Source organism: Nonomuraea sp. NPDC005692, assembly GCF_040631115.1.
Classification (GTDB): domain Bacteria; phylum Actinomycetota; class Actinomycetes; order Streptosporangiales; family Streptosporangiaceae; genus Nonomuraea.
The window spans coordinates 1-19,519 of sequence record NZ_JBEXYU010000018.1; the positions used below are offsets into that span (position 1 = coordinate 1).

The 19,519-nt window shown below is 75.5% G+C and carries 21 protein-coding genes; 12 read left to right on the forward strand and 9 right to left on the reverse strand.

Annotated elements, in window-relative coordinates; genetic code table 11:
- Positions 1 to 188: 188 nt before the first annotated feature.
- The 4 genes from ABZ459_RS30715 to ABZ459_RS30730 form a co-directional block, all read right to left on the reverse strand.
- Positions 189 to 770 (reverse strand): 2'-5' RNA ligase family protein, encoded by a 582-nt coding sequence (locus tag ABZ459_RS30715; RefSeq protein WP_357977596.1) that lies wholly within the window; start codon positions 768 to 770, stop codon positions 189 to 191.
- A 164-nt stretch (positions 771 to 934) separates the two neighbouring features.
- Positions 935 to 1,576, reverse strand: coding sequence for an SDR family oxidoreductase (locus tag ABZ459_RS30720; protein WP_357977599.1), 642 nt, complete (start codon positions 1,574 to 1,576; stop codon positions 935 to 937).
- Positions 1,573 to 2,418 (reverse strand): SGNH/GDSL hydrolase family protein, encoded by an 846-nt coding sequence (locus ABZ459_RS30725; protein ID WP_357977601.1) that lies wholly within the window; start codon positions 2,416 to 2,418, stop codon positions 1,573 to 1,575. Before ABZ459_RS30725 ends, ABZ459_RS30720 begins: the two co-directional genes overlap by 4 nt.
- A 52-nt stretch (positions 2,419 to 2,470) precedes the next feature.
- Positions 2,471 to 3,250: an SDR family NAD(P)-dependent oxidoreductase gene (locus tag ABZ459_RS30730; protein WP_357977604.1), complete on the reverse strand. Its 780-nt coding sequence runs from the start codon at positions 3,248 to 3,250 to the stop codon at positions 2,471 to 2,473.
- A gap of 69 nt (positions 3,251 to 3,319) precedes the next feature.
- Here ABZ459_RS30730 and ABZ459_RS30735 point away from each other — a divergent pair, with 69 nt between their 5' ends.
- Together ABZ459_RS30735 and ABZ459_RS30740 are read left to right on the forward strand one after the other, a co-directional pair.
- Positions 3,320 to 3,787 (forward strand): MarR family transcriptional regulator, encoded by a 468-nt coding sequence (locus tag ABZ459_RS30735; RefSeq protein WP_357977606.1) that lies wholly within the window; start codon positions 3,320 to 3,322, stop codon positions 3,785 to 3,787.
- Positions 3,788 to 3,910: 123 nt separating this feature from the next.
- A complete protein-coding gene (locus ABZ459_RS30740) occupies positions 3,911 to 4,678 on the forward strand; it encodes a sigma 54 modulation/S30EA ribosomal C-terminal domain-containing protein (RefSeq protein ID WP_357977609.1) in 768 nt (255 codons plus the stop codon).
- Positions 4,679 to 4,728: 50 nt separating this feature from the next.
- Here ABZ459_RS30740 and ABZ459_RS30745 read toward each other — a convergent pair whose 3' ends face one another.
- On the reverse strand, positions 4,729 to 5,154 hold the full coding sequence (locus ABZ459_RS30745) for a pyridoxamine 5'-phosphate oxidase family protein (protein WP_357977612.1): 426 nt from the start codon (positions 5,152 to 5,154) through the stop codon (positions 4,729 to 4,731).
- Between the two features lie 212 nt (positions 5,155 to 5,366).
- Here ABZ459_RS30745 and ABZ459_RS30750 point away from each other — a divergent pair, with 212 nt between their 5' ends.
- From ABZ459_RS30750 to ABZ459_RS30790, 9 genes are all read left to right on the forward strand, one after another.
- Complete coding sequence (locus ABZ459_RS30750) at positions 5,367 to 6,533, forward strand: globin domain-containing protein (RefSeq protein WP_357977615.1); 1,167 nt, start codon at positions 5,367 to 5,369, stop codon at positions 6,531 to 6,533.
- A gap of 71 nt (positions 6,534 to 6,604) precedes the next feature.
- Positions 6,605 to 7,096 (forward strand): hypothetical protein, encoded by a 492-nt coding sequence (locus tag ABZ459_RS30755; protein WP_357977618.1) that lies wholly within the window; start codon positions 6,605 to 6,607, stop codon positions 7,094 to 7,096.
- A gap of 14 nt (positions 7,097 to 7,110) precedes the next feature.
- Positions 7,111 to 7,668 (forward strand): hemerythrin domain-containing protein, encoded by a 558-nt coding sequence (locus ABZ459_RS30760; RefSeq protein WP_357977620.1) that lies wholly within the window; start codon positions 7,111 to 7,113, stop codon positions 7,666 to 7,668.
- Positions 7,661 to 9,082 (forward strand): nitronate monooxygenase, encoded by a 1,422-nt coding sequence (locus tag ABZ459_RS30765; protein ID WP_357977623.1) that lies wholly within the window; start codon positions 7,661 to 7,663, stop codon positions 9,080 to 9,082. The genes ABZ459_RS30760 and ABZ459_RS30765 overlap by 8 nt, the downstream gene beginning before the upstream one ends.
- Complete coding sequence (locus tag ABZ459_RS30770; protein ID WP_357977626.1) at positions 9,079 to 10,269, forward strand: TIGR04053 family radical SAM/SPASM domain-containing protein; 1,191 nt, start codon at positions 9,079 to 9,081, stop codon at positions 10,267 to 10,269. Before ABZ459_RS30765 ends, ABZ459_RS30770 begins: the two co-directional genes overlap by 4 nt.
- Before the next feature lie 7 nt (positions 10,270 to 10,276).
- Positions 10,277 to 10,648 (forward strand): hypothetical protein, encoded by a 372-nt coding sequence (locus ABZ459_RS30775; RefSeq protein WP_357977629.1) that lies wholly within the window; start codon positions 10,277 to 10,279, stop codon positions 10,646 to 10,648.
- A complete protein-coding gene (locus ABZ459_RS30780; protein WP_357977632.1) occupies positions 10,645 to 11,082 on the forward strand; it encodes a hypothetical protein in 438 nt (145 codons plus the stop codon). The genes ABZ459_RS30775 and ABZ459_RS30780 overlap by 4 nt, the downstream gene beginning before the upstream one ends.
- A gap of 110 nt (positions 11,083 to 11,192) precedes the next feature.
- Positions 11,193 to 12,197 (forward strand): hypothetical protein, encoded by a 1,005-nt coding sequence (locus ABZ459_RS30785; protein ID WP_357977635.1) that lies wholly within the window; start codon positions 11,193 to 11,195, stop codon positions 12,195 to 12,197.
- 57 nt (positions 12,198 to 12,254) lie between these two features.
- Positions 12,255 to 14,912, forward strand: coding sequence for a multicopper oxidase domain-containing protein (locus tag ABZ459_RS30790; protein ID WP_357977638.1), 2,658 nt, complete (start codon positions 12,255 to 12,257; stop codon positions 14,910 to 14,912).
- 16 nt (positions 14,913 to 14,928) lie between these two features.
- Here the strand turns inward: ABZ459_RS30790 and ABZ459_RS30795 are convergent, their stop codons facing one another.
- The gene (locus ABZ459_RS30795; RefSeq protein WP_357977640.1) at positions 14,929 to 15,378 is read right to left on the reverse strand and encodes a hemerythrin domain-containing protein; all 450 of its coding nucleotides are present in this window, start codon (positions 15,376 to 15,378) and stop codon (positions 14,929 to 14,931) included.
- A 202-nt stretch (positions 15,379 to 15,580) separates the two neighbouring features.
- Between ABZ459_RS30795 and ABZ459_RS30800 the strand changes: the two genes are divergently transcribed.
- On the forward strand, positions 15,581 to 16,372 hold the full coding sequence (locus ABZ459_RS30800; protein ID WP_357977643.1) for a class I SAM-dependent methyltransferase: 792 nt from the start codon (positions 15,581 to 15,583) through the stop codon (positions 16,370 to 16,372).
- On the opposite strand, the gene ABZ459_RS30805 is transcribed toward ABZ459_RS30800, so the two are convergent.
- Genes ABZ459_RS30805 through ABZ459_RS30815 form a run of 3 tightly spaced genes read right to left on the reverse strand, consistent with a single transcriptional unit; the run spans position 16,319 to position 19,367 of the window.
- Positions 16,319 to 17,314, reverse strand: a complete 996-nt coding sequence (locus ABZ459_RS30805) for a Gfo/Idh/MocA family oxidoreductase (protein ID WP_357977646.1) — start codon at positions 17,312 to 17,314, stop codon at positions 16,319 to 16,321. The two genes, ABZ459_RS30800 and ABZ459_RS30805, sit on opposite strands and share 54 nt — an antisense overlap.
- Positions 17,311 to 18,492: an L-rhamnonate dehydratase gene (rhmD, locus tag ABZ459_RS30810; protein WP_357977649.1), complete on the reverse strand. Its 1,182-nt coding sequence runs from the start codon at positions 18,490 to 18,492 to the stop codon at positions 17,311 to 17,313. Before rhmD ends, ABZ459_RS30805 begins: the two co-directional genes overlap by 4 nt.
- A complete protein-coding gene (locus ABZ459_RS30815) occupies positions 18,492 to 19,367 on the reverse strand; it encodes a MurR/RpiR family transcriptional regulator (RefSeq protein WP_357977652.1) in 876 nt (291 codons plus the stop codon). Before ABZ459_RS30815 ends, rhmD begins: the two co-directional genes overlap by 1 nt.
- Between the last annotated feature and the right edge of the window lie 152 nt (positions 19,368 to 19,519).

The following is a 19,519-nucleotide window of genomic DNA, read 5'->3' on the forward strand; positions in this document are numbered from 1 at the left end:
CCCGACCACCCGCCGCACCCGCACAGCCTCAGGCACCGCCGCCCGCACCCGCGCGACGACATCGATCCCGCCCTCTTCCCGAGGGGCCGCCGAGAGCGGGCCGCCCCCCGTGCCCTCTGGAAGCGCCACCGTGTCCAGGTCGGCCTCTTCAGGCACCGTGTCCAGGCCAGCCTCTTCAGGCGCCGGGTTCAGGCCCGTGCCATCGCCGCCCGGGAGCGTCCCCTGCATGCTCTGCGGCCCTCGGTGTTCGGGAGGACGGCCACCAGGTCGATGTCGGCGGCGGGGAGGGCGCAGCCCATCCGCCGGGAGCCCGCCACCTGCACGACCCCGGGGCACAGCGCTGCGGTAAGGCGGGCGACGATGCGGTCGGCCAGGTCGCCGGGAGCGGGACCGGACGCCGGGGTGGTGGCGTCGGGGTTCGGGGTGGTGGGGTCGGGGAGCCAGCGGAGGTCGCCCGTGCCCAGGGCGATCACGGCGCGGGGTCGTATGGGTTCCCCGGCTCGGCGTGACAGCAGCACGATGGCACCGACGCGGGCGATCATCGGGTCGAGCCTGATGCCGGAAACGCCCGGAAGGTTCGTACGGCCCAGGGTCAGGTGCGGCGTGAACCCCTCGGGACGGCCCAGGCAGCGGGGGAAACGCTTCTGGAGAACGCGGCGCAGGCGCGCCCACGCCTCAGAACCAGCGGCGGAGGCGACGGTGCCCGAGTCCGCGGTGGCAGGGGCGGGGGCGGCGGGGTCCAGCCAGATGGTTGTGTCTCGCGGCCACATGCCCGCCTCCCGCTGCGTCGTCTGCCGCAGTCTGACACGCCGGACGCGCACGAGTCAGCCGGAGTGTGTCCTTCGCCGGCGTTCGCGCGCCGGGTCAGGAGCCGCCCTTGATCGCGAGGACCGCCGGGGTCAGGAATCGCCCGCGCTCGCGAGGACGGCCGGGGTCAGGAGCCGCCGGCGATCTCCACGACGGCGTGGCGGTTGTGCTCGTCGGTGAGGTGGTCGAGCAGGTAGTGGGCCAGGTCGGCGCGGGAGATCGAGCCCGCCTTGGCCAGGGGCGCGTTCTCGGCGGTGCGGTAGCGGCCGGTCATCGGGCCGTCGGTGAGCATCGGCGGGCGCACGATCGTCCAGTCGATGTCGTGGGCGGCGGTGACGGCGGTCTCCATGCGTCTCATGTCGGCGTAGCCGTGCCGGTAGAGGCGCTGGATCACGAAGCGGGTGACCAGGCGGCGGCCCAGCGGCGTGCCCGGCGGGATGTCCAGGCCAGCCGACGACAGGCACAGCAGGCGGCGCACCCCGCTGTCGCGCATGGCGGCGATGACATTCGCAGTGCCCTGGGAGTAGACGGTGGTGGGGTGGCCGCGGTCGGTGCTGCCCAGGCACGACAGCACGGCCTCGTGCCCGGCGACGGCGTCCCGCCAGGGGCCGGGGGTCAGCACGTCGCCGCCGATCACGCTCACCCGCTCGCCCGCCGGGACGCGGGCGGGGTCGCGGGCCAGGACGGTGACGTCGTGCCCGGCGGCGACCGCCTGCTCGACCACCTGGCGTCCGGTTCCGCCGGTCGCGCCGAGGAGCATCAGCTTCATGCCGCACCGGCCAGGGCCCGTACGACGGCCTCGGCGATCTCGCTCTGGCCCTCGATGCTCAGGTGCACGCCGTCGTCGACGAAGTGGTGGTCCTCGCGGACGGCGAGCCTGGTGTCCACGGTCGGCTCGGGACGGCTCAGCAGGTGGTCGGCGGTGGCGTCGACGTCCTTGTTGGCCCAGGTGATGCCGGCGCGCCGGAAGTGCGGGTAGGCGGCGGCGCGCGGCTCGTCGAAGGGGCTGGGGGTGAGCCAGACCCAGCGCGCGGGCCCCCGCTGCTGGGCCAGGTCGTGCAGCATGGCCAGGTTGCGCTCGGTCTCGGCGGCGCTGACCAGGGTCGGCGCGTCGGGGGCCAGGTGCTGGGCGTCGTTGGCGCCGATCATGCAGAGCACCAGGTCGGGCCGCTGGAAGCCGAGGGCGGGCAGCTGGGTGAGCGCCTGCGTGGTGGTGCTGCCGGAGATCGCCAGGTTGGTGAAGCGGACGGCGTCGCCGGGACGGCGCAGCGCGACCAACTGGCGCAGGATCTCGAACCAGGACAGGCGGTCGGCGGTGGTGCTCTCCCCGACGGCGACGACGTGGAAGGCGTCGCGGGCGTCGCGGGCGTCCTCGGGGTGCAGGGGCAGCCGGTCGACGGCGTCGGCGAGGCCGGGACGGGCCAGCAGCGTCTCGGCGGCCTGCCGGGTCTGGCGGTCGAAGTCGTCCAGCAGCGCGCGGTAGGCGCCGGCGTCGAGGCCGAACAGGGCGGCGACGCGGGCCTCGTCCGCGCCGATCAGGTACGGCAGGGATCCGGGCCGCTGGGACCGCACGAGCCGCACGGTCATCGGGTCGATCATCGGTTCGGTCATGACATGGCCTCCGTCGGGACGGTGGGTGCGAGGGACGGGCGGAGCACGGCGTTCATCCGGAGACCCGTCCGCCGGTGAGGTCGAGGGTCGCCCCGGTCACCCAGGAGGCGGCGGGCGAGGCGAGATAGAGGACGGCCTGGGCGACGTCGGCGGGACGGCCGACGCGCCCGAGCGGGAACGCCGCGGCGAGCTGGGCGAGCCGCTCGGCGGGCAGGGCGGCGAGCTTGTCGTTGAGCACGGCCGAGGGCGCCAGGCAGTTGACCCGCACGCCGTCGCCGCCCACCTCCGCGGCCAGGTGCCGGGCGAACATGACCACGCCGGCCTTGGCGGCGGCGTAGGCGGCGTTGGCGCCTCCGGGCTGCCGGCCCGCGGTGGACGACATCAGGATGATCGACCCGGCGCGCCGCTCCAGCATGCCGGGCAGGAACTCGTGGACGGTGAGGAACACCGAGGTCAGGTCGGACTCCAGCACGGCGCGCCAGCGGCCGGGGTCGAGCCCCGCGGTCGGCGCGGGCGCGCCCTGCCCGCCGGCGAACGGGGCCAGGACCTCCACCGGGCCGAGCGCGGCCTCCACCTCGGCGCGGATGCGGGCCAGGGTGCCGGCGTCGGTCACGTCACCGGGCACGGCCAGCGCCCGGCCGCCCTCGGCGGTGATCGAGGCGACGACGCGGTCCACCGCCTCGGTGTCGCGGCCGGTGACCGCGACCTGGACGCCGTTGGCGGCCAGCGCGTGGCAGGTGGCCGCGCCGATGCCGCGGGAACCGCCGGTGACGAGGGCGACCTTGCCCTCCAGTCCTGGATGTCTGGGCCAGTCAGGCCGGTCGGTGGTCATCGCATATTGCTTCTCTCTAGAGAAAGGTTCACTCTTATGAATGGTTCTGTGCGGAGTACAGTATGCGCTGTGTCCGCGTCCCGCAACCGCCCGATGGGCGTCGCCTTCCTGCTCGCGCAGCTCGGCGCGCACGCCGCCGGCCGGTTCGCCGCGCGGGTCGCCGAGCTCGGTTTGTCGCCGTCCGACGTCGGGCTGCTGCGGATGATCGCCTTCCAGCCCGGCCGCAGCCAGCAGTCGCTCGCCGCCGACCTCGGCGTCGTGCCCAGCCGGGTCACCGCGCTGCTCGACCCGCTCGACCGGGCCGGCCTCGTGGAGCGGCGCCGCTCGGCCGGCGACCGCCGCAACCACGAGCTGCACCTGACCGAGCAGGGCGCGAAGGTGATGGAGGACATCAAGCGCACCGCGATGGCGCACGAGGCCGACCTGACCTCGTGCCTCAGCCCCGACCAGCGCGGCCAGCTGTTCGCCCTGCTGGAGCTGGTCGCCGCCGACCAGGGCCTGACGCCGGGCGTGCATCCCGGCTACCGCCGCTCCTGAGGCCGCCCGCCGCCCCCGCGGGCCGTAGGTCACCGCGCGGTGGGACCTACGGCTCTGGCAGCCGCATCCGCCCAGGCCAGAGGCTTGGATCATCACCACCGGATGCGAAGAAGGTGTTCACGAATGAGGCACAGGCCCATCGCCCTTGACGCCGACGACGTGCAGGTCAGGATCCGCGGCGGCGGCGTGCGCGCGGCCGACGTGCGGCGCGCCCGCCACACCGTGGCCGACCTGACCCGGCTCGCCCACGAGCCGGTGCTCGGCGCGACGGTCAAGCTCGCCGCCACACCGCAGGTCGCGGGGGAGCAGCGGACGGCCGAGGCCGTGGTGGACGTCCAGGGCCGGCTCATCAGGGCACGGGCCGGCGCCTCCTCCACCCGCGCGGCCATCCACCTGCTCGGCGACCGGCTGCGGGCGCGGCTGCTGGAGAGCACCCGGGACTGGGAGAACCGGCGCGGCCGCCACCCCCGGCCGCCCCACCCCGCCCCGCCCGCCGGGGAACGCCGGATCGTCCGGACCTGCACGGCCGCCCGCGCCGTGCCCGACGAGGCGGCGGTGGACATGGACGAACTCGACTACGACTTCCTGCTGTTCACCGAGACCGCGACCGGCCAGGACAGCGTGATCTACCGCACCGGCGACGGCTACCGCCTCGCCCAGCTCGACCCCCGTCCCGACCTGCCGGCGCCGACCTGCGCGGCGATCTCGGTCAGCCCGCTGCCCGCCCCCCGCCTCACCGCCGGGCAGGCCCTCGACCGGCTGGAGCTGACCGGTTTCCCGTTCGTCTTCTTCGCCGACTCCGGCACCGGAGCGGGCTGCCTCCTCTACCGCCGCGACGACGGGGACTACGGCCTGGTGACCACCGCGCACGAGGACCGGCACGAAGGCTGAGGACCGGCGCCGCCCCCGACCGGGGGCGGCGCCGACCTCTCGAAGACCCGTCACAGGACGGGCGCGCGGGCGGGGGCGATACGGCGGCCGGAGATGTGCTCGGCCTCGACCACGATGTAGTGGTCCCGGTCGCCCGGCGCCCACGTCGTCAGCGGCAGCTCCGCCAGCCGGGCCAGCTCGGCGGCGTCGGTCACCTCGCGGGCGTGCCCCACCGCCGTGACCGACCAGCCGGTACGCGGCCCGGCGTCGAAGTCGTCGGCCTCGAAGGCCACCACGGTCCGCCGGGTGGCCGCCGCCAGCTTCGACCCGGCCGCGGTGCGGATCACGATGGACCGCCCGTCGAGACAGAAGTTCACCGGCTGGACGGCGGGCAGGGCGCGATCGGTGAACACGATCCGCCCGATCGGCATCGAGGACAGCAGCAGGAAGCACTCCTCCTCGGAGAGCACCTGAAGTCCGGACGAGTCGAGCTGCATGGTCTCCAGGATCCCCGGTCCGCCGCCGCCCGCGGCAGGGACGAAAGTCCCCTCTTCCCCGGCGACCGGCCCGCGGGTGGCCGGATGTCCCGTCCGGGACCTTCGGCCCTTCAAGTGCGGACGTTCGCCCCGGTCAGCAGGCAGGCCGCGCTCCCTAGCCTGAGAACCGGCCCGCGGTCGCGGGTCTCACCCCTGGGACTGTGGAGGTCACAATGTTGTCCGCGGAATCCGCCGCCGTCGTCCGCGCCACGCTGCCCGTCGTGGGCGCCTCGCTCGACGCGATCACCGAGCGGTTCTACGCGACGATGTTCGCCGACCGGCCCGAGCTGCTGGACGGCCTGTTCAACCGCGGCAACCAGGCCAGCGGCGAGCAGCGCAAGGCGCTGGCGGCCTCCGTCGCCGCCTTCGCCACCATGCTCCTGGACCACCCCGACCAGCGGCCCGACCACCTGCTCGGGCGGATCGCGCACAAGCACACCGCGGTCGGCGTCACCGACGACCAGTACGTGATCGTGCACAAGTACCTGTTCGGCGCGATCGCCGAGGTGCTGGGCGAGGCCGTCACCCCGCAGGTCGCCGCCGCCTGGGACGAGGTGTACTGGCTGATGGCCGGCGCCCTGATCGCGATGGAGGCCCGCCTCTACGCCGAGGCCGGCGCCGTCGAGGGCCGCACGTGGCGGCGCTGGCGGGTCGCGGGCCGCCGGGAGGAGACGCCCGACGTCGTCTCCTTCCTGCTCACCCCGCTCGGCGAGGAGCCCCCGCCGCCCGCCCGCCCCGGCCAGTACGTCAGCGTCCAGGTCGAGATGCCCGACGGCGTGCGCCAGCTCCGCCAGTACACGCTGTCCAACGCCGGCGACGGCCTGCGCAGGATCACCGTCAAGCGCGTGGACGACGACCCCGCCGGCGAGGTGTCCACCCTGCTGCACGCCACCGTCCGCCAGGGCGACGAGCTCACCCTGTCGGCGCCCTTCGGCGACGTCACCCTGGACGACTCCGAGGCGCCGCTGGTGCTGGTGAGCGCCGGCATCGGCGGAACCCCCATGGTGGCCATGCTCGACCACCTCGCCGCCACCGGTTCCCGCCGCCGCGTCCTGGCCCTGCACGCCGACCGCTCGCCCGACCGGCACGCGCTGCGCGAGGACATGACCCGCCTGGCCCCCGAGCACGTCTTCTGGTACGAGCACGGCGCCCAGGCCCCCGACCGCGACGGCCTGATGGACCTCGGGGGCGTGCCGATCCCGCAGGGCGCGGTCGCCTACCTGTGCGGGCCGCTGCCGTTCATGCGCGAGGCGCGCGCCGCGCTGCTGAAGGCCGGCGTGGCGGCGCGCGACGTGCACTACGAGGTCTTCGGGCCCGACCTGTGGCTCGCCGCCGGCTGACCGCCCGCATGCCGATCACCCGCTGACCCACCTGCCGATCCACCGGCGATCCACGTGACCAGGAGTATGAGATGAGCGTTGTCCGAGGCGCGGCGAGGGCGCTTCTGGGCGCCGCCGGCGCCGCGATGGTGGCCGCCGGTCCCGTCATGGCCGCCCGGGGCGTCCAGGCGCGCGGCGAGATCCGCGGCGAGCTGCGCCGGCAGGCCATCAGCTTCCCCGGCAAGGGGCTGCCCGCCGAGCTCGCCGCCCACCAGGGCCGCGCCGTCCTGACCGGCCCGCAGGCCAGGGCCTACGCCCAGGTGATCGGCCGCAACGTGCTGACCGCCACCGGCGGCCGGACGTACGCGCAGGTCAGCGCCGAGCTGTTCGCGGCGGGCGGCGCGGACGCCGAGCTGGAGAGCCTGCGGCAGACCGCCTTCACCGGCCAGATGCTGCGCGCCTCCCTGCTCAACGCCTACCAGGCCTGGCAGCTCGGCAACCTGGCCATCGGCCTGGGCGGGCTGCTGACGCTCACCGGCGCCGCCCTGCTGACCTGCGGCGCCACCCTCGCCGCCGACCGGTGACGGGGACGGGAACCATGCGACCGGCGACGTCCGGAACCATCCAGCTGGAGGACTGTGTGCTGTCCATCGGCCATCACTTCACCGAGACCTTCCACGCCGAGCACCGCGAGGTCAGGGACCTGCTGCTCGCGCTGATCGACGCCTTCGGCACCGGCGACGCGGCGCGGGCCGGGAAACTCGTGGCTGCCCTGTCGGCGGCCGTCGGGCCGCACTTCCGCTACGAGGAGGAAGCCATGTACCCCGGCCTGAAGCCCGTCCTCGGCGCGCACTACGTGGACAAGCTGCTCAGCGACCACGACGACACGATCCGCAACATCCGCGAGCTGGCCGAGCTGGCCGACCTGGCCGCGCTCGACGGCCTGGGCGAGATCGACGAGAACCAGGCCGCCTGGGGCATCGCCCTGGCACGGGAGATCCTGCCGCACGTCAGCGACTGCGACGGCCTGTCGCTCATGGTCGAGACGCTGCCCGAGGACGACGTCGTGCACATCCTGGCCACCCGCGAGGTGGCCAGGGAGATCAACGCCGACGTGCTCACCTGGGCCGGCACGCTGCGGGCGCGGCGTGTCTGAGGCCGGGCTCCCCGTCCTGATCCAGGGCGGCATGGGCGTCGCGGTGTCCGGGTGGCGGCTGGCGCGCGCGGTCGCCCGTACCGGGCAGCTCGGCGTGGTGTCGGGCACCGCCCTCGACGTCGCCCTGGCCCGCCGCCTGCAGCGCGGCGACCCCGGCGGCGACCTGCGCCGGGCGCTGGCCTGCTTCCCGATCCCCGAGATCGCCGGACGGGTGCTCGGACGCTACTTCGTGCCCGGCGGGATCGCGCCCGGCACGCCGTACCGGCCGGTGCCCCGGCTCGGGCTGCGGCCCAGCCGGGCCCGCGACGAGCTGGCCGTGGTCGCCAACTTCGCCGAGGTCTTCCTGGCCAAGCAGGGCCACGACGGGCCGGTCGGCGTCAACTACCTGGAGAAGATCCAGCTCGCCACGCCCGCCGCCGCCTACGGCGCGATGCTGGCCGGCGTCGACTACGTGCTGATGGGCGCCGGCATCCCGGCGGAGATCCCGGCGCTGCTCGACGCCTTCGCCGCCCACCGCCCGGCCGAGCTCACCGTCGCCGTGGCCGAGGCCGGCGACGCCCGCCACACGGTCGGCCTCGACCCGGCGGCGCTGTGGCCCGCGCCCGCCGAGCCGCTACGGCGCCCCAAGCTGCTGGCGATCGTCTCCTCCCACGTGCTGGCCGCCTACCTGGCCCGCTCGCCGGTGACCAGGCCCGACGGGTTCGTCCTGGAGACGCCGGTGGCCGGCGGGCACAGCGCGCCGCCGCGCGGCCGGCTGGTGCTCGACGAGCGCGGCGAACCCGTCTACGGGCCGCGCGACGAGGCCGACACCGCCAAGGTCGCCGCGATCGGGCTGCCGTTCTGGCTGGCCGGCGGCTACGCCACCCCCGGCGGGGCGGCCGGCGCGCGGGCCACCGGCGCCGCCGGCATCCAGGTCGGGACGGCCTTCGCGCTGTGCCGGGAGTCGGGCCTCGACGACGGCCTGCGGCGGCGCATGCTGAGCCGGGCCCGCCGGGGCGCGCTGGAGGTGCGCAACGACCCCCGCGCCTCGCCCACCGGCTTCCCGTTCAAGGTCGCGAGCCTGCCCGGCACCCTGTCGGAGCCCGAGGTGTTCGACCGGCGTCCCCGGCTGTGCGACCTGGGCTACCTGCGCACCCCGTACGTCAGGCCCGGCGGCGCGATCGGCTACCGCTGCCCCGCCGAACCCGTGGACGCCTATGTCCGCAAGGGCCGGCCCGCCGAGGAGGCCGAGGGCCGCCAGTGCCTGTGCAACGGGCTGACCGCCGCCATCGGCCTGGGCCAGCACCGCGCCGACGGCTACCAGGAGCCCGCCCTGCTCACCCTGGGCCAGGACCTCGGCTTCCTGGACGGCCTGCCCGACGACCACTCGGCCGCCGACGTCGTGGACCACCTCCTGCGAGGAGCACCCGCATGACCGCACCACCCGGCGGGCGGCCGCTGCGCCGCGTCCGGCGCGACGTCGCCGCCAGCCCGTTCATCGTGATCTGGGAGGCCACCCGCGCCTGCCCGCTGGCCTGCCTGCACTGCCGCGCCGAAGCCGTGCCCGACCGGCACCCGGAGGAGCTGGCCACCGAGGAGGCGTACCGGCTCATCGGCCAGGTGGCGGACTTCGGCACGCCACCGCCGCTGTTCGTGATCACCGGCGGCGACCCGTTCGAGCGGCCCGACCTGCTCGACCTGGTCCGCCACGCCCGCGCCCGCGGCCTGGCCCCGGCCGTGTCCCCGTCGGCCACCCCCGCCCTCGACCCGGCCAACCTCGCCCGGCTGCGCGAGGCCGGGGCCGCCGCCGTCTCGCTCAGCCTCGACGGCGCGACCGCGCCCGTCCACGACGCCTTCCGCGGCTACGACGGCGTGTTCACCCGCACCCTGCGCGCCTGGCGGGCGGCCCGCGAAGCCGGGCTCAAGGTGCAGATCAACACCACCGTGACCCGCCACAACCTGGCGAGCCTGCCGGACATCGCCGCCCTGGTACGCCAGGAGGGCGCGCTGCTGTGGAGCGTGTTCTTCCTCGTGCCCACCGGCCGGGGCCGCGACCTGTCGGCCCTGACCCCGCAGGAGACCGAGGACGTGCTGCACTTCGTGCACGACGTCGGCACCGCGATCCCGGTCAAGACCACCGAGGCCCACCACTTCCGCCGGGTCGCCGTGCAACGGCTCGTCCTGGCCGGGCAGGGCGTGGACCACGCCGAGGCGCTCCGGCTCGGCCCGCTCTACCGCACCCTGCGGCGACGCGCCGAGCAGGCCGGGCTGATCGAGGAGCGGCGCACCCGCCGCCCGCCCGTCGACGTCAACGCCGGACGCGGGTTCGTCTTCGTCTCCCACACCGGGACCGTGCACCCCTCGGGCTTCCTCCCGCTGGACGCCGGGAACGTGCGCGACCGGCCCCTGACCGAGATCTACCGCTCCTCGCCGCTGTTCACCGCGCTGCGCGACCCCGACCGGCTGACCGGCCGGTGCGGCGCGTGCGAGTTCCGGACGATCTGTGGCGGCTCCCGCTCCCGCGCCTACGCTTGCTCAGGAGACGTCCTCGGCGAGGAGCCGTGGTGCTCCTACGAGCCCGGCAGCTTCCCCTACCAGAAGGAACTGGCCGCCCATGTATGAGCCGCCCGTGCATGACAGGAGAAGGGCCGGCGGGCTGGCCGCGCCCTACGACACGATGCTGGCCGCCTACGCCGCCGCGCTGGCCGGCTCGCCGCTGGCCGCCTCCAGCAAGGCCAGCTACCTGCGCCGCGTCGGCCGCTACCTGACCTGGGTCGCCGCCGCCTCGGCCGGCGGCCTGCTGGCGGGCGAGCCGCTGGCCGACACGACCGTGGCCGTCCGCACCGCCCACGCCTACCACGGTGAGCTGGACGGCCGCTACGCCGCCAGCACGATCAACAGCACCCTGGCCGCGCTGGAGGACTTCTACGCCCGGCTGCACCTCGGCGCGACCGGCATCCCCCGCCGGCCGGCGCCCGGCGACCGGGTGGGCGCGCGATGACCTGGTGGTCGGTGGTGCGCTTCCTGCACGTGCTCGGGGCCGCGCTGTGGGTCGGCGGCCAGCTCGCCGTCTCCCTCGTCCTGCTGCCCCTGGCCCGGCGCCTGCTGGACGACGAGCGCCGCGCCCAGGTGCTCGGCGCCGTCGGCCGCCGCTTCGGGCTGCTCACCGCCGCCCTGTTCCTGCCGCTCCAGCTCGCCACCGGCGTGGCCATCGCCTGGCACAAGGGCGTCACCTGGGCCTCGCTCGCCGAACCCGGCTACGGCCGCATCCTGGCCGCCAAACTTCTGCTGTTCTGCGCCGTCATGGCCGCCGCCGCCCTGCACGGCTGGGCCGCCGCCGGCGCCCGCCCCCGCCTGGCCCGCGCCATGGCCGTCAGCGCCCTGGTGGGGTCGATCGGCGTCGTGCTGCTGGCCGCCGCGCTGCCCGCCACCTGAGCATGGCCGATCGGAGGCGCGGAAAGGGACTTTGGTCCCTGACGGGAGCACCGCCGGCCGCGACATCGTGGAGACATGCCCGCAGTTACCGTCGTGCCGGGAGCCCCGCGATGACCGACGCCGGCGTCCCCGGCGCCCGCCCCTGGGACGGACCCTTCGCCTCACATGCCGGCGTGCGCCGGATCGTCGCCTCCGCCGTCGCGGCGCCCTCGGTGCACAACACCCAGCCCTGGCGCTTCCGCCGCCTCGACGACACCACCATGGAGCTGTACGCCGACCTCGACCGGCTGCTCGCCGTCACCGACCCCCTGGGGCGCGGGCTCGGCATCAGCTGCGGGGCCGCGCTGTTCAACCTGCGGCTGGCGGTCCGGATGACCGGGCACGACCCCGGCGTCCTGGCGCTGCCCGACCCGACCGGCCGGCCCGACCTGCTGGCGACCGTACGGGCCACGCCCGGCGGGCCGCCCACCCCGGACGAGCGGCTGCTGCACGACATGATCCCGCACCGGCGCACCAACCGCTTCCCCTTCGAGCGCCGCCCGCTGCCCAGGGACGTCCTGCTCGACCTGGTCAACGCCGCCCACGACGAGGACGCCACGCTGCTCCTCGTCAAGGGCGGGACGGCCAGACGGGTGCTGGACATGGTGGCCCTGGCCGACGACACGCTGACGGCCGACGCCGCCTACCGGGCCGAGCTGGCCCGCTGGACCCGTCCCGGGGCGGCGGGCCCCGACGGCGTGCCCGCCCACGCCTTCGGCCCGCGCCCGCGCTCCGGCGAGCTGCCCATGCGCGGCTTCGGCGGCGGCGAGGTCGCCGACTTCGAGGCGGAGCCGCAGCTCGTCGCCCTGTTCACCCGGGGTGACGGCCCGCACGACTGGCTGCGCGCCGGGCAGGCCCTGCAACGCGTCCTGCTGACCGCCACCGCGCACGGCGTGGCTGCCTCGATGTTCAGCCAGCCGCTCGACCTGCGCCCACCGCAGCACCGCGGCGACCGGCCCGGACCGTTCGGGCACGTGCAGATGCTGATCAGGCTCGGGTACGGCCCGCCGGTCCCGCGCGTCCCCCGGCGCCCGGTGTACGAGGTGCTCGACCGGACGGCGGCGCGGCGTGCCTGAGCGGCGCGGCTCCCGATTCACCCGGCCTCGCCGGCCACGGACAGGAAGGTGCCCGGGATGCCGGTCGACATCCGTATAGAGAGCGGCAGGCCGATCGACCTGCCGCCGCCGCCGAGGCGGGCCCGCGCGTCCTGGCACCTGCGGGCGAACGCGATCGTCGTCGCCTGGCTGGCGCTGACCGTCGTGGCCGCCCTGGCGGGCGACGTGCTGCCGGCGCCGTCGTGGCTGCTGATCCACGTGTTCCTGCTCGGCGCGGTCAGCACGGCCGTGCTCATCTGGAGCGAGCACTTCACGGTGGCGCTGCTGCGCGTCCGCGGCCCGTCCGAGCGGGGAAGCCTGACCCGGCTGACCCTGCTCAACACGGCCGCGGTCGCGGTGCTGGCCGGGGTGGCGTACGGGCCGTGGCACCTGGCGGCGGCCGGCGCGGCGCTGCTGACGGGCGTGGTGCTGTGGCACGCGGCCGTCCTGGTCCGGCTCGTCCGCGGCGCGCTGCCCGGCCGGTTCGGCCACGTCATCGGCTGGTACGTCACCGCCGCCTGCGCGCTCGCCGCCGGCGGCGTCCTCGGCGGGCTGATGGCCGCCCGGACCGTCCAGGGCACGCTCCACGAGCGCATGAGCGCCGCCCACTCCCAGGTGAACGTCTTCGGCTGGATCGGGCTCACCGTGCTCGGCACCCTGTTCACCCTGTGGCCGACGGTCCTGCGCACCCGCATGTCGGACCGGACCCGCCGGGCCTCGCGCGTGGGGTTGTGGCTGGCCGCGCCGGGACTGGCGGTGGCCGTCGCCGGGCTGCTGGCGGGCTGGCGGTGGGTGGCCCTGGCCGGGCTGGCGGCGTACGCGGCCGGCGGGCTGGCGGTGCTCGTCCCCCTGGGCGACGCGCTGCGGCGCAGGCGGCCGCACACCGGCGCGGCGTGGATGCTGGGAGCGGCGATCGTCTGGTTCGAGGTGGCGCTGGCCGCCGATCTGGTCGTGGTGACCACCAGGCCGGCGCACCAGGTCGCCGCCGCGCTGGCCCCGCTGCTGCCGCTGGTGCTGGTCGGGTTCGTGGCGCAGGTGCTGCTCGGGTCGCTGCTGCACCTGCTGCCCGCGGTGCTGGGCGGCGGCCCGGCCCGGTTCAAGCAGAACGCGGCGCTGCTGGAGCGCGGCTGGCCGGCGCGGCTGGTGGCGCTCAACGTGGGGGTGCCGCTGCTGGTCCTGCCGGTGCCGCGGCCGGTCGTGCTGCTGGGATGGGCGTCGGTGCTGGCCGCCGCGCTGGCCTTCGTCGCCCTGGCGGCGACCGCCCTGACCCGCACCCGCCCGCCCGCCGCCTCCCCGCCCGCCGCCTTCCCGGCCGCCGGGGGCGGCGCGGGGTGGCGGCGGTCGCTGCCCGCCCTCGCCGGGGTGGTCGCCGGCTGCCTGCTGACGGCCGCCGCGGTCGTCGTCGCCACGTCCGGCGGGTCGGGACCGGCGGCGGTGACCGCTACCGGCTCCCGGACGGTCGAGGTGACGCTGTCCGGGATGCGGATCCGCCCCGCCGTGATCGAGGCCCCCGTGGGGACCGTGCTGACGTTGCGGGTCACCAACGCCGACGCCCAGCGGCACGACCTGCGCCTGGCGACCGGCGAACGCACCCCGATGCTGGCCCCCGGCCAGAGCGCGACGCTGCGCCTGGCGCCGCTGGGCGGGCCGGTGGACGGCTGGTGCACGGTCGCCGGGCACCGCGCCGCGGGCATGACCATGCGCCTGGCGCCGACCGGCTCCTCGGCGGCGGCATCCCGGCCCCGGGACGCCACCGGCCACACCGGTCACACGACGACGGAAGCCGCCTCCGCCGCGCCCGCCGTGCCAGGGGCGCTCGACCTGGCGGCGCCCATGTCGTCCGGCTGGCGACCCCACGACGCCACGCTCCGGCCCGCGCCCGGCGGCACCGAGCACCACGTCGAGATCCGCGCCGACGACCGGCTCGTCCAGGAGGTCGCGCCCGGGGTGCGGCAGCGCGTCTGGACGTTCAACGGCACCATGCCGGGCCCGGTGCTGCGCGGCAAGGTCGGGGACGTGTTCGTCGTGACGTTCGTCAACGCCGCCACCATGGGCCACGGCATCGACTTCCACGCCGGCGCCACCGCACCGGACGGGCCGATGCGCACGATCCAGCCGGGCGAGCGGCTGACCTACCGCTTCCGCGCCGACTACGCCGGGGCGTGGCTCTACCACTGCTCGACCATGCCGATGACCCAGCACATCGCCAACGGCATGTACGGCGCCGTCGTCATCGACCCGCCGGACCTGCCCGAGGTCGACCGCGAGTACCTGCTGGTCCAGGGCGAGCTGTATCTCGGCGAGCCGGGCGGCGAGGCGCAGGTCGCCAAGATCCGGCAGGGCGCCCCGGACGGCTGGATGTTCAACGGCACCGCCGCCGGCTACGACCACGCCCCGCTGCCGGCCACGGCGGGGGAGCGGGTCCGCATCTGGGCGGTGGCCGCCGGCCCCAGCTCGGGCACGTCCCTGCACGTGGTGGGCGCGCCGTTCGACACGGTCTACAAGGAGGGCGCCTACCGGCTGCGCACCGCGGACGCGGGCGGCGCGCAGGCGCTCGACCTGGCCCCGGCGCAGGGCGGCTTCGCCGAACTGGTCTTCCCGGAGGCGGGCACGTACCCGATCGTGGACCACACGATGCGGCAGGCGGAGGCGGGCGCGCACGGCCTGTTCAAGGTCGGCGCCCCGCCGGAGGACTGACCCGCCGCCCGGCCGGTCAGCCGGTCGGCGCCGGGGACTGGCCGGGCGTGATGCGGTCCCAGGCGGCCAGCGGCAGCATGATGACGGCCGCGGGGAACAGGCCGTGCTCCTCGTGGTCGATGTGCCGGTGGAGGCGGTCGAGGGCGTCCAGCACGGCGGGCCAGTCGGGCGCGGCCGGGTCGATCGCGCCGAGGACGCCGTGGATGTCGGCGTGCTCGGCGCACAGCCGTTCCACCTCCTCGGCCAGCGACCCCTCGGCGCGCAGCTCGGCGAACAGCCCGCCCTCCTCGGTGTCGGTGTGCGGGACGAGCCGGGCCATCAGGTCCGCCAGCAGCGTGACGGCGTCACCGTGGCGCAGCTCCCCGACGGCGCGGCGCAGCGCCCCCGCGCACTCCTGGATGTCCCAATGCTCCTGGGACAGGCGGCCGATCAGTGGGAACTCCCGGCAGCCGCAGTAATTGCACATGGTCACGTCCTTGCAGGAGGGTCGCTTCTCGACGGCGGCGGCCGGGGCGCGCGCACACGCGTACCGCTCCCCGGGCCGCCCCTTGCCTCCACCCTTTCCGCCGGGACGACGCGCCGGTCAGGGCCGAAAGTCCCTGATCGCCACCGACCTCCGTCGGAAAACCGCGTGACGGGCGGCGGCGTCGTCAGGGACGATCACGGCCATGGAGTACGGCGAACTGGTCACGCGGGCGTCGGCGGCGGCGATCGAGGGCTGGGACTTCGCCGCCCTTCACGGCCGGGTCGTCGAGGAGCCGCTGCCCTGGAGCTACGAGCGCCTCCTGCGCGACCGGCTGCCCGGCGCGGCCTCCCTGCTCGACATGGGAACCGGCGGCGGCGAGTTCCTGTCCGGCCTGGCGCCGCTGCCGCCGCGCACCGCCGCCACGGAGGGCCACCCGCCCAACCTGCCGCTCGCCCGCCGCCGCCTGGAGCCGCTCGGGGTCGAGGTGGCCGCGATCCGGGAGGACGACGTGCTGCCGTTCCCCGCCCAGGCGTTCGCCGTGGTGGCGAACCGGCACGAATCGTACGACCCGCGCGAGGTGCGCCGCGTGCTGGCCGACGACGGGGTCTTCGTCACCCAGCAGGTGGGCGGCCGCGACCTCGAAGAGGTCAACCTGGCCCTGGGCGCGCCGCCGCTCGCGTACCGCGGCTGGGACCTCGCCCGTGCCGCCGCCGGGCTGGCCGGGGCGGGACTCACCGTGACGTGGAGCGCGCAGGCGCGGGTGCGGACGACGTTCCACGACGTCGGGGCGCTCGTGCTGTTCCTGCGGATGGTGCCGTGGCAGGTCCCCGATTTCGACGCCGTCCGGTACGACCGCCGCCTGCGCGCCCTGCACGAGCGGATGGCGGGCGGCCGGCCGCTGACCGCCCACGCCCACCGCTTCGCCCTGCTGGCCCGCCGCTCACCCGGAGCGGGGGCGCGGGGGGACGGTGACAGGGCGGCCCGTCCCGGCTGACTCGTAGGCGGCCTCGACCAGGGCGACCGCCGCCGCCGCGTCGTCGCCCGGCGCGTGGTTCGGGCCCCGGCCGGCGATCAGCTCCCCGAACGCCTCCACCGGCGCGTGCTTGGCCCACGCGGCGTGGCTCGGGTCGGGGGACACGCGGATGCGGGCGCCGTCCGGCCGGTGCACGGTGGCGGTGCCGTGCTGGAGGTCGTGCTCGACCATGCCCGCGGTGCCGTACAGGCGCAGGCGCTGGCGGGTGGGCAGGCCCTCGGGCACGGTCCCGGTGGCGGTCAGCGAACCCACCGCGCCGCCGGTCAGCCGGACGGTGACCGCGTCGACCACGTCGACCGGCAGCGAGCGGTGGTCCATGAAGGCGAAGACCTGCGCGGCGCCCTGCCCCGTGGCCCTGGTCAGCCCGCCGGCCAGGTGCGTGAGCTGCGAGTGACCCTGGCCTCCGGCGGCCGGGGCGGCGTAGGTGGGCGCGCCGGTGAACAGGCTCATCATGACGGAGGAGAAGTCGCCGTTGACGCAGACCAGCTCGCCGATCTCCCCCTCCAGCACGGCCTGCCGCACCCGGACGGCGGCGGCGCTGTACTGCCCGGTGTAGCCGACCGACAGGTGCGTCCCGGTGCGCTCGGCCGTGGCCACCAGGTCCCACGCCTCGGCCGCGGTCGTCGTCATGGGCTTCTCGACCAGCACGTGCACCCCGGCCTCCAGCGCCGCCCTGGCCAGCGCGTGGTGGGAGGCGTGCGGGGTGGCGATGACGACGCCGTCCACCAGGCCGGAGGCGTACAGCTCGGCCGGGTCGGCGAAGGCGGGCACGCCCGGCTCGGCGCGTCCCGGATCGGGGTCGCACACGGCGGCCAGGCGCAGGCCGGGAGCGGCCGCGATGGCCGGAAGATGGGCGAAGCGGGCCCACCACCCCAGCCCGACCACCCCGAGCCGGACGGTCACGCGACCCTCCGCAACGGCACGGACGGGTCGAGCTCCAGCCCGAACCCGGGCGCGTCGCCGAGCCGCACCCGGCCGTCCACAGGGAACGTCTCACCGGTGCAGAGGGGATGTTGCGGGACGAGCCAGTCGCAGTCGCCCACGAACATGCCGAACTCGGCCAGCGGCGGCTCGGGCCGGGTGGCGATGAAGTGGTAGGCGTAGTGTCCGCCGGTGTGGGGGACCAGCCGCACGCCGTGCGCGCGGGCCACCGTCGAGATGCGGCGCAGCTCGGTGAGCCCGCCGCACCAGTTGGGGTCGGGCTGGACGACGTCCACGCCCGACTCGCACAGCAGGCCGAAGCCGGCGGCGGTGTACTCGTGCTCGCCGGAGGCCAGCGCCATCGGCGCCGGCAGGCGGTCGCGCAGCCGCCGGTGTGCGGCGTAGTCGTCGGGGCGCAGCGGCTCCTCGATCCAGTCGAAGCCGAGCGGGGCGACGGCGTGGGCCAGGCGGGCGGCGTAGTCGACGTCGAGCGACATCCAGCAGTCGTACATCAGCGGGAAGTCCGGGCCGGCGGCCTGGCGGGCCTGCTCGGCGATCGAGACGTTGGCGCGGAAGCCGTCCTCGCCCTCGACGGGGGCGTAGGTCAGCGGGATCTTCGCGCCCCGGAAGCCGAGCTTGCGGGCCGCCTCGGGGCGCGGGCCGGTCGCGTACAGCTCGACGCCGTCGTGCACCGCCCCGCCGAGCAGGGTGTGCACCGGGGTCTGGGTGATGCGGCCGTGCAGGTCCCAGATCGCCAGGTCGACGGCGGAGATCGCGTGCAGGGCCAGGCCCTTGCGCCCGTAGTGCAGGGTGCTGTTGAACATGCGGTCCCACAGCCGCTCGTGGTCGAAGGGGCTCTGCCCCCGTACGAGATAGGCCAGGTGGAGGGCGGCCAGGGTGGCGACGACCAGGCCGCCGTTGGTGGTGCCGAGACCGACGTGCCCGGACGCGCTCTCGACCTGGACGACCACCGTCTGCTGCGAGTCGGGCCCGATGGCGGCCATGCGGTCGTCGCGGAAGTCGGCGTGCTGCGACATGGGGCTGGCGACCTTGCGCCGCTTCCACTGGCGTAACGCCTCGCCGTCGCCGGGGTCGGCCGCCGCGGGCGGCAGGTTGACGTAGTCGGCCACGAAGACGCGGACGTCGGTGATCCGGTCCATCAGCTCTCCTGGTTCTTGTACGGCCGGACGGCCTGCTGGGCCGCGGCCATGGTCTCGCCGGCCTGGTCGAAGGTGCGCTGGGCGACGGTGATGAACAGCACGTCGATCACGGCGAGCTGGCCGTGCCGGGTGGCCAGCGCCTCGGTGCGGAACCCGGTCTGTACCCGGGTCAGCAGCGTGAGCTCGGCGCGGGCGGCCAGCGGCGAGGCGGGGTCGTTGCAGATCGCGATGGTCGCCGCGCCGTGCGACGTCGCCTCGCTCACCAGGTCGACCGCCTCCTTGGTGCGGCCGCTGTGCGAGATCGCCACCACCACGTCGCCGGGGCCGAGCAGCGCGGTGCCGCTGAGCGCGATGTGCGTGTCGGTCGAGGTCCAGGCCGGCACGCCGACGTGGTAGAGCCGTTGCTGCAGCTCCGAGGCCACCGTGGAGCTGCCGCCGGCGCCGAACACCCACACCCTGCGGGCCGTGGCGAGCAGCGCGCAGGCGCGTTCGGCCGCCGCCAGGTCGAGCCCGGCCAGCGTCTCGGTGGTGGCCTGGGCGATCGCCGCCGAGACCACCTCGGCGATGCGCGGCAGCCCGTCGTCCTCGGCCACGTCGGCGCCGATGCTCACGCTCCACGGCTCGGCCTTGGACCGGCCGCTGTCGGAGGCCAGCGCCAGGCGCAGCTCGGCGTACCCGTTCAGGCCGAGCGAGCGGCACAGCCGGGTGACGCTGCCGGTGGAGACGCCGCACCGGTCGGCCAGGTCGAGGATCGTCAGCCGGGCCACCGCGCCGGGGTCGGCCAGCACCAGGTCGGCGATGGCGCGCTGCGCCTCCGGCATCGACGGCGCCATCTCGGCGATCCGGTCGACGACGCCCTCCAACGGGCTCTGCATGGATGTCCTGCCTCTCATCATCGCAACGGAGAATAATTTGTCTTCGTGTAACGCGTCAACGGCGAAGTTGTTATCCGAACTCCCTTGACGAAGGGCCGAGGTGTCCCGCACCTTAGCGGCCACAGAGAAAAATTCATCGCTACCAGAACGGG

Coding starts and splice junctions, on each gene's coding strand:
- ABZ459_RS30715 (WP_357977596.1), bottom strand. CDS start 770: ATGTGGCCGCGAGACACAACCATCTGGCTGGACCCCGCCGCCCCCGCC.
- ABZ459_RS30720 (WP_357977599.1), bottom strand. CDS start 1,576: ATGAAGCTGATGCTCCTCGGCGCGACCGGCGGAACCGGACGCCAGGTG.
- ABZ459_RS30725 (WP_357977601.1), bottom strand. CDS start 2,418: ATGACCGAACCGATGATCGACCCGATGACCGTGCGGCTCGTGCGGTCC.
- ABZ459_RS30730 (WP_357977604.1), bottom strand. CDS start 3,250: ATGACCACCGACCGGCCTGACTGGCCCAGACATCCAGGACTGGAGGGC.
- ABZ459_RS30740 (WP_357977609.1), top strand. CDS start 3,911: ATGAGGCACAGGCCCATCGCCCTTGACGCCGACGACGTGCAGGTCAGG.
- ABZ459_RS30745 (WP_357977612.1), bottom strand. CDS start 5,154: ATGCAGCTCGACTCGTCCGGACTTCAGGTGCTCTCCGAGGAGGAGTGC.
- ABZ459_RS30750 (WP_357977615.1), top strand. CDS start 5,367: ATGTTGTCCGCGGAATCCGCCGCCGTCGTCCGCGCCACGCTGCCCGTC.
- ABZ459_RS30755 (WP_357977618.1), top strand. CDS start 6,605: ATGAGCGTTGTCCGAGGCGCGGCGAGGGCGCTTCTGGGCGCCGCCGGC.
- ABZ459_RS30760 (WP_357977620.1), top strand. CDS start 7,111: ATGCGACCGGCGACGTCCGGAACCATCCAGCTGGAGGACTGTGTGCTG.
- ABZ459_RS30770 (WP_357977626.1), top strand. CDS start 9,079: ATGACCGCACCACCCGGCGGGCGGCCGCTGCGCCGCGTCCGGCGCGAC.
- ABZ459_RS30780 (WP_357977632.1), top strand. CDS start 10,645: ATGACCTGGTGGTCGGTGGTGCGCTTCCTGCACGTGCTCGGGGCCGCG.
- ABZ459_RS30785 (WP_357977635.1), top strand. CDS start 11,193: ATGACCGACGCCGGCGTCCCCGGCGCCCGCCCCTGGGACGGACCCTTC.
- ABZ459_RS30790 (WP_357977638.1), top strand. CDS start 12,255: ATGCCGGTCGACATCCGTATAGAGAGCGGCAGGCCGATCGACCTGCCG.
- ABZ459_RS30795 (WP_357977640.1), bottom strand. CDS start 15,378: ATGTGCAATTACTGCGGCTGCCGGGAGTTCCCACTGATCGGCCGCCTG.
- ABZ459_RS30800 (WP_357977643.1), top strand. CDS start 15,581: ATGGAGTACGGCGAACTGGTCACGCGGGCGTCGGCGGCGGCGATCGAG.
- rhmD (WP_357977649.1), bottom strand. CDS start 18,492: ATGGACCGGATCACCGACGTCCGCGTCTTCGTGGCCGACTACGTCAAC.
- ABZ459_RS30815 (WP_357977652.1), bottom strand. CDS start 19,367: ATGCAGAGCCCGTTGGAGGGCGTCGTCGACCGGATCGCCGAGATGGCG.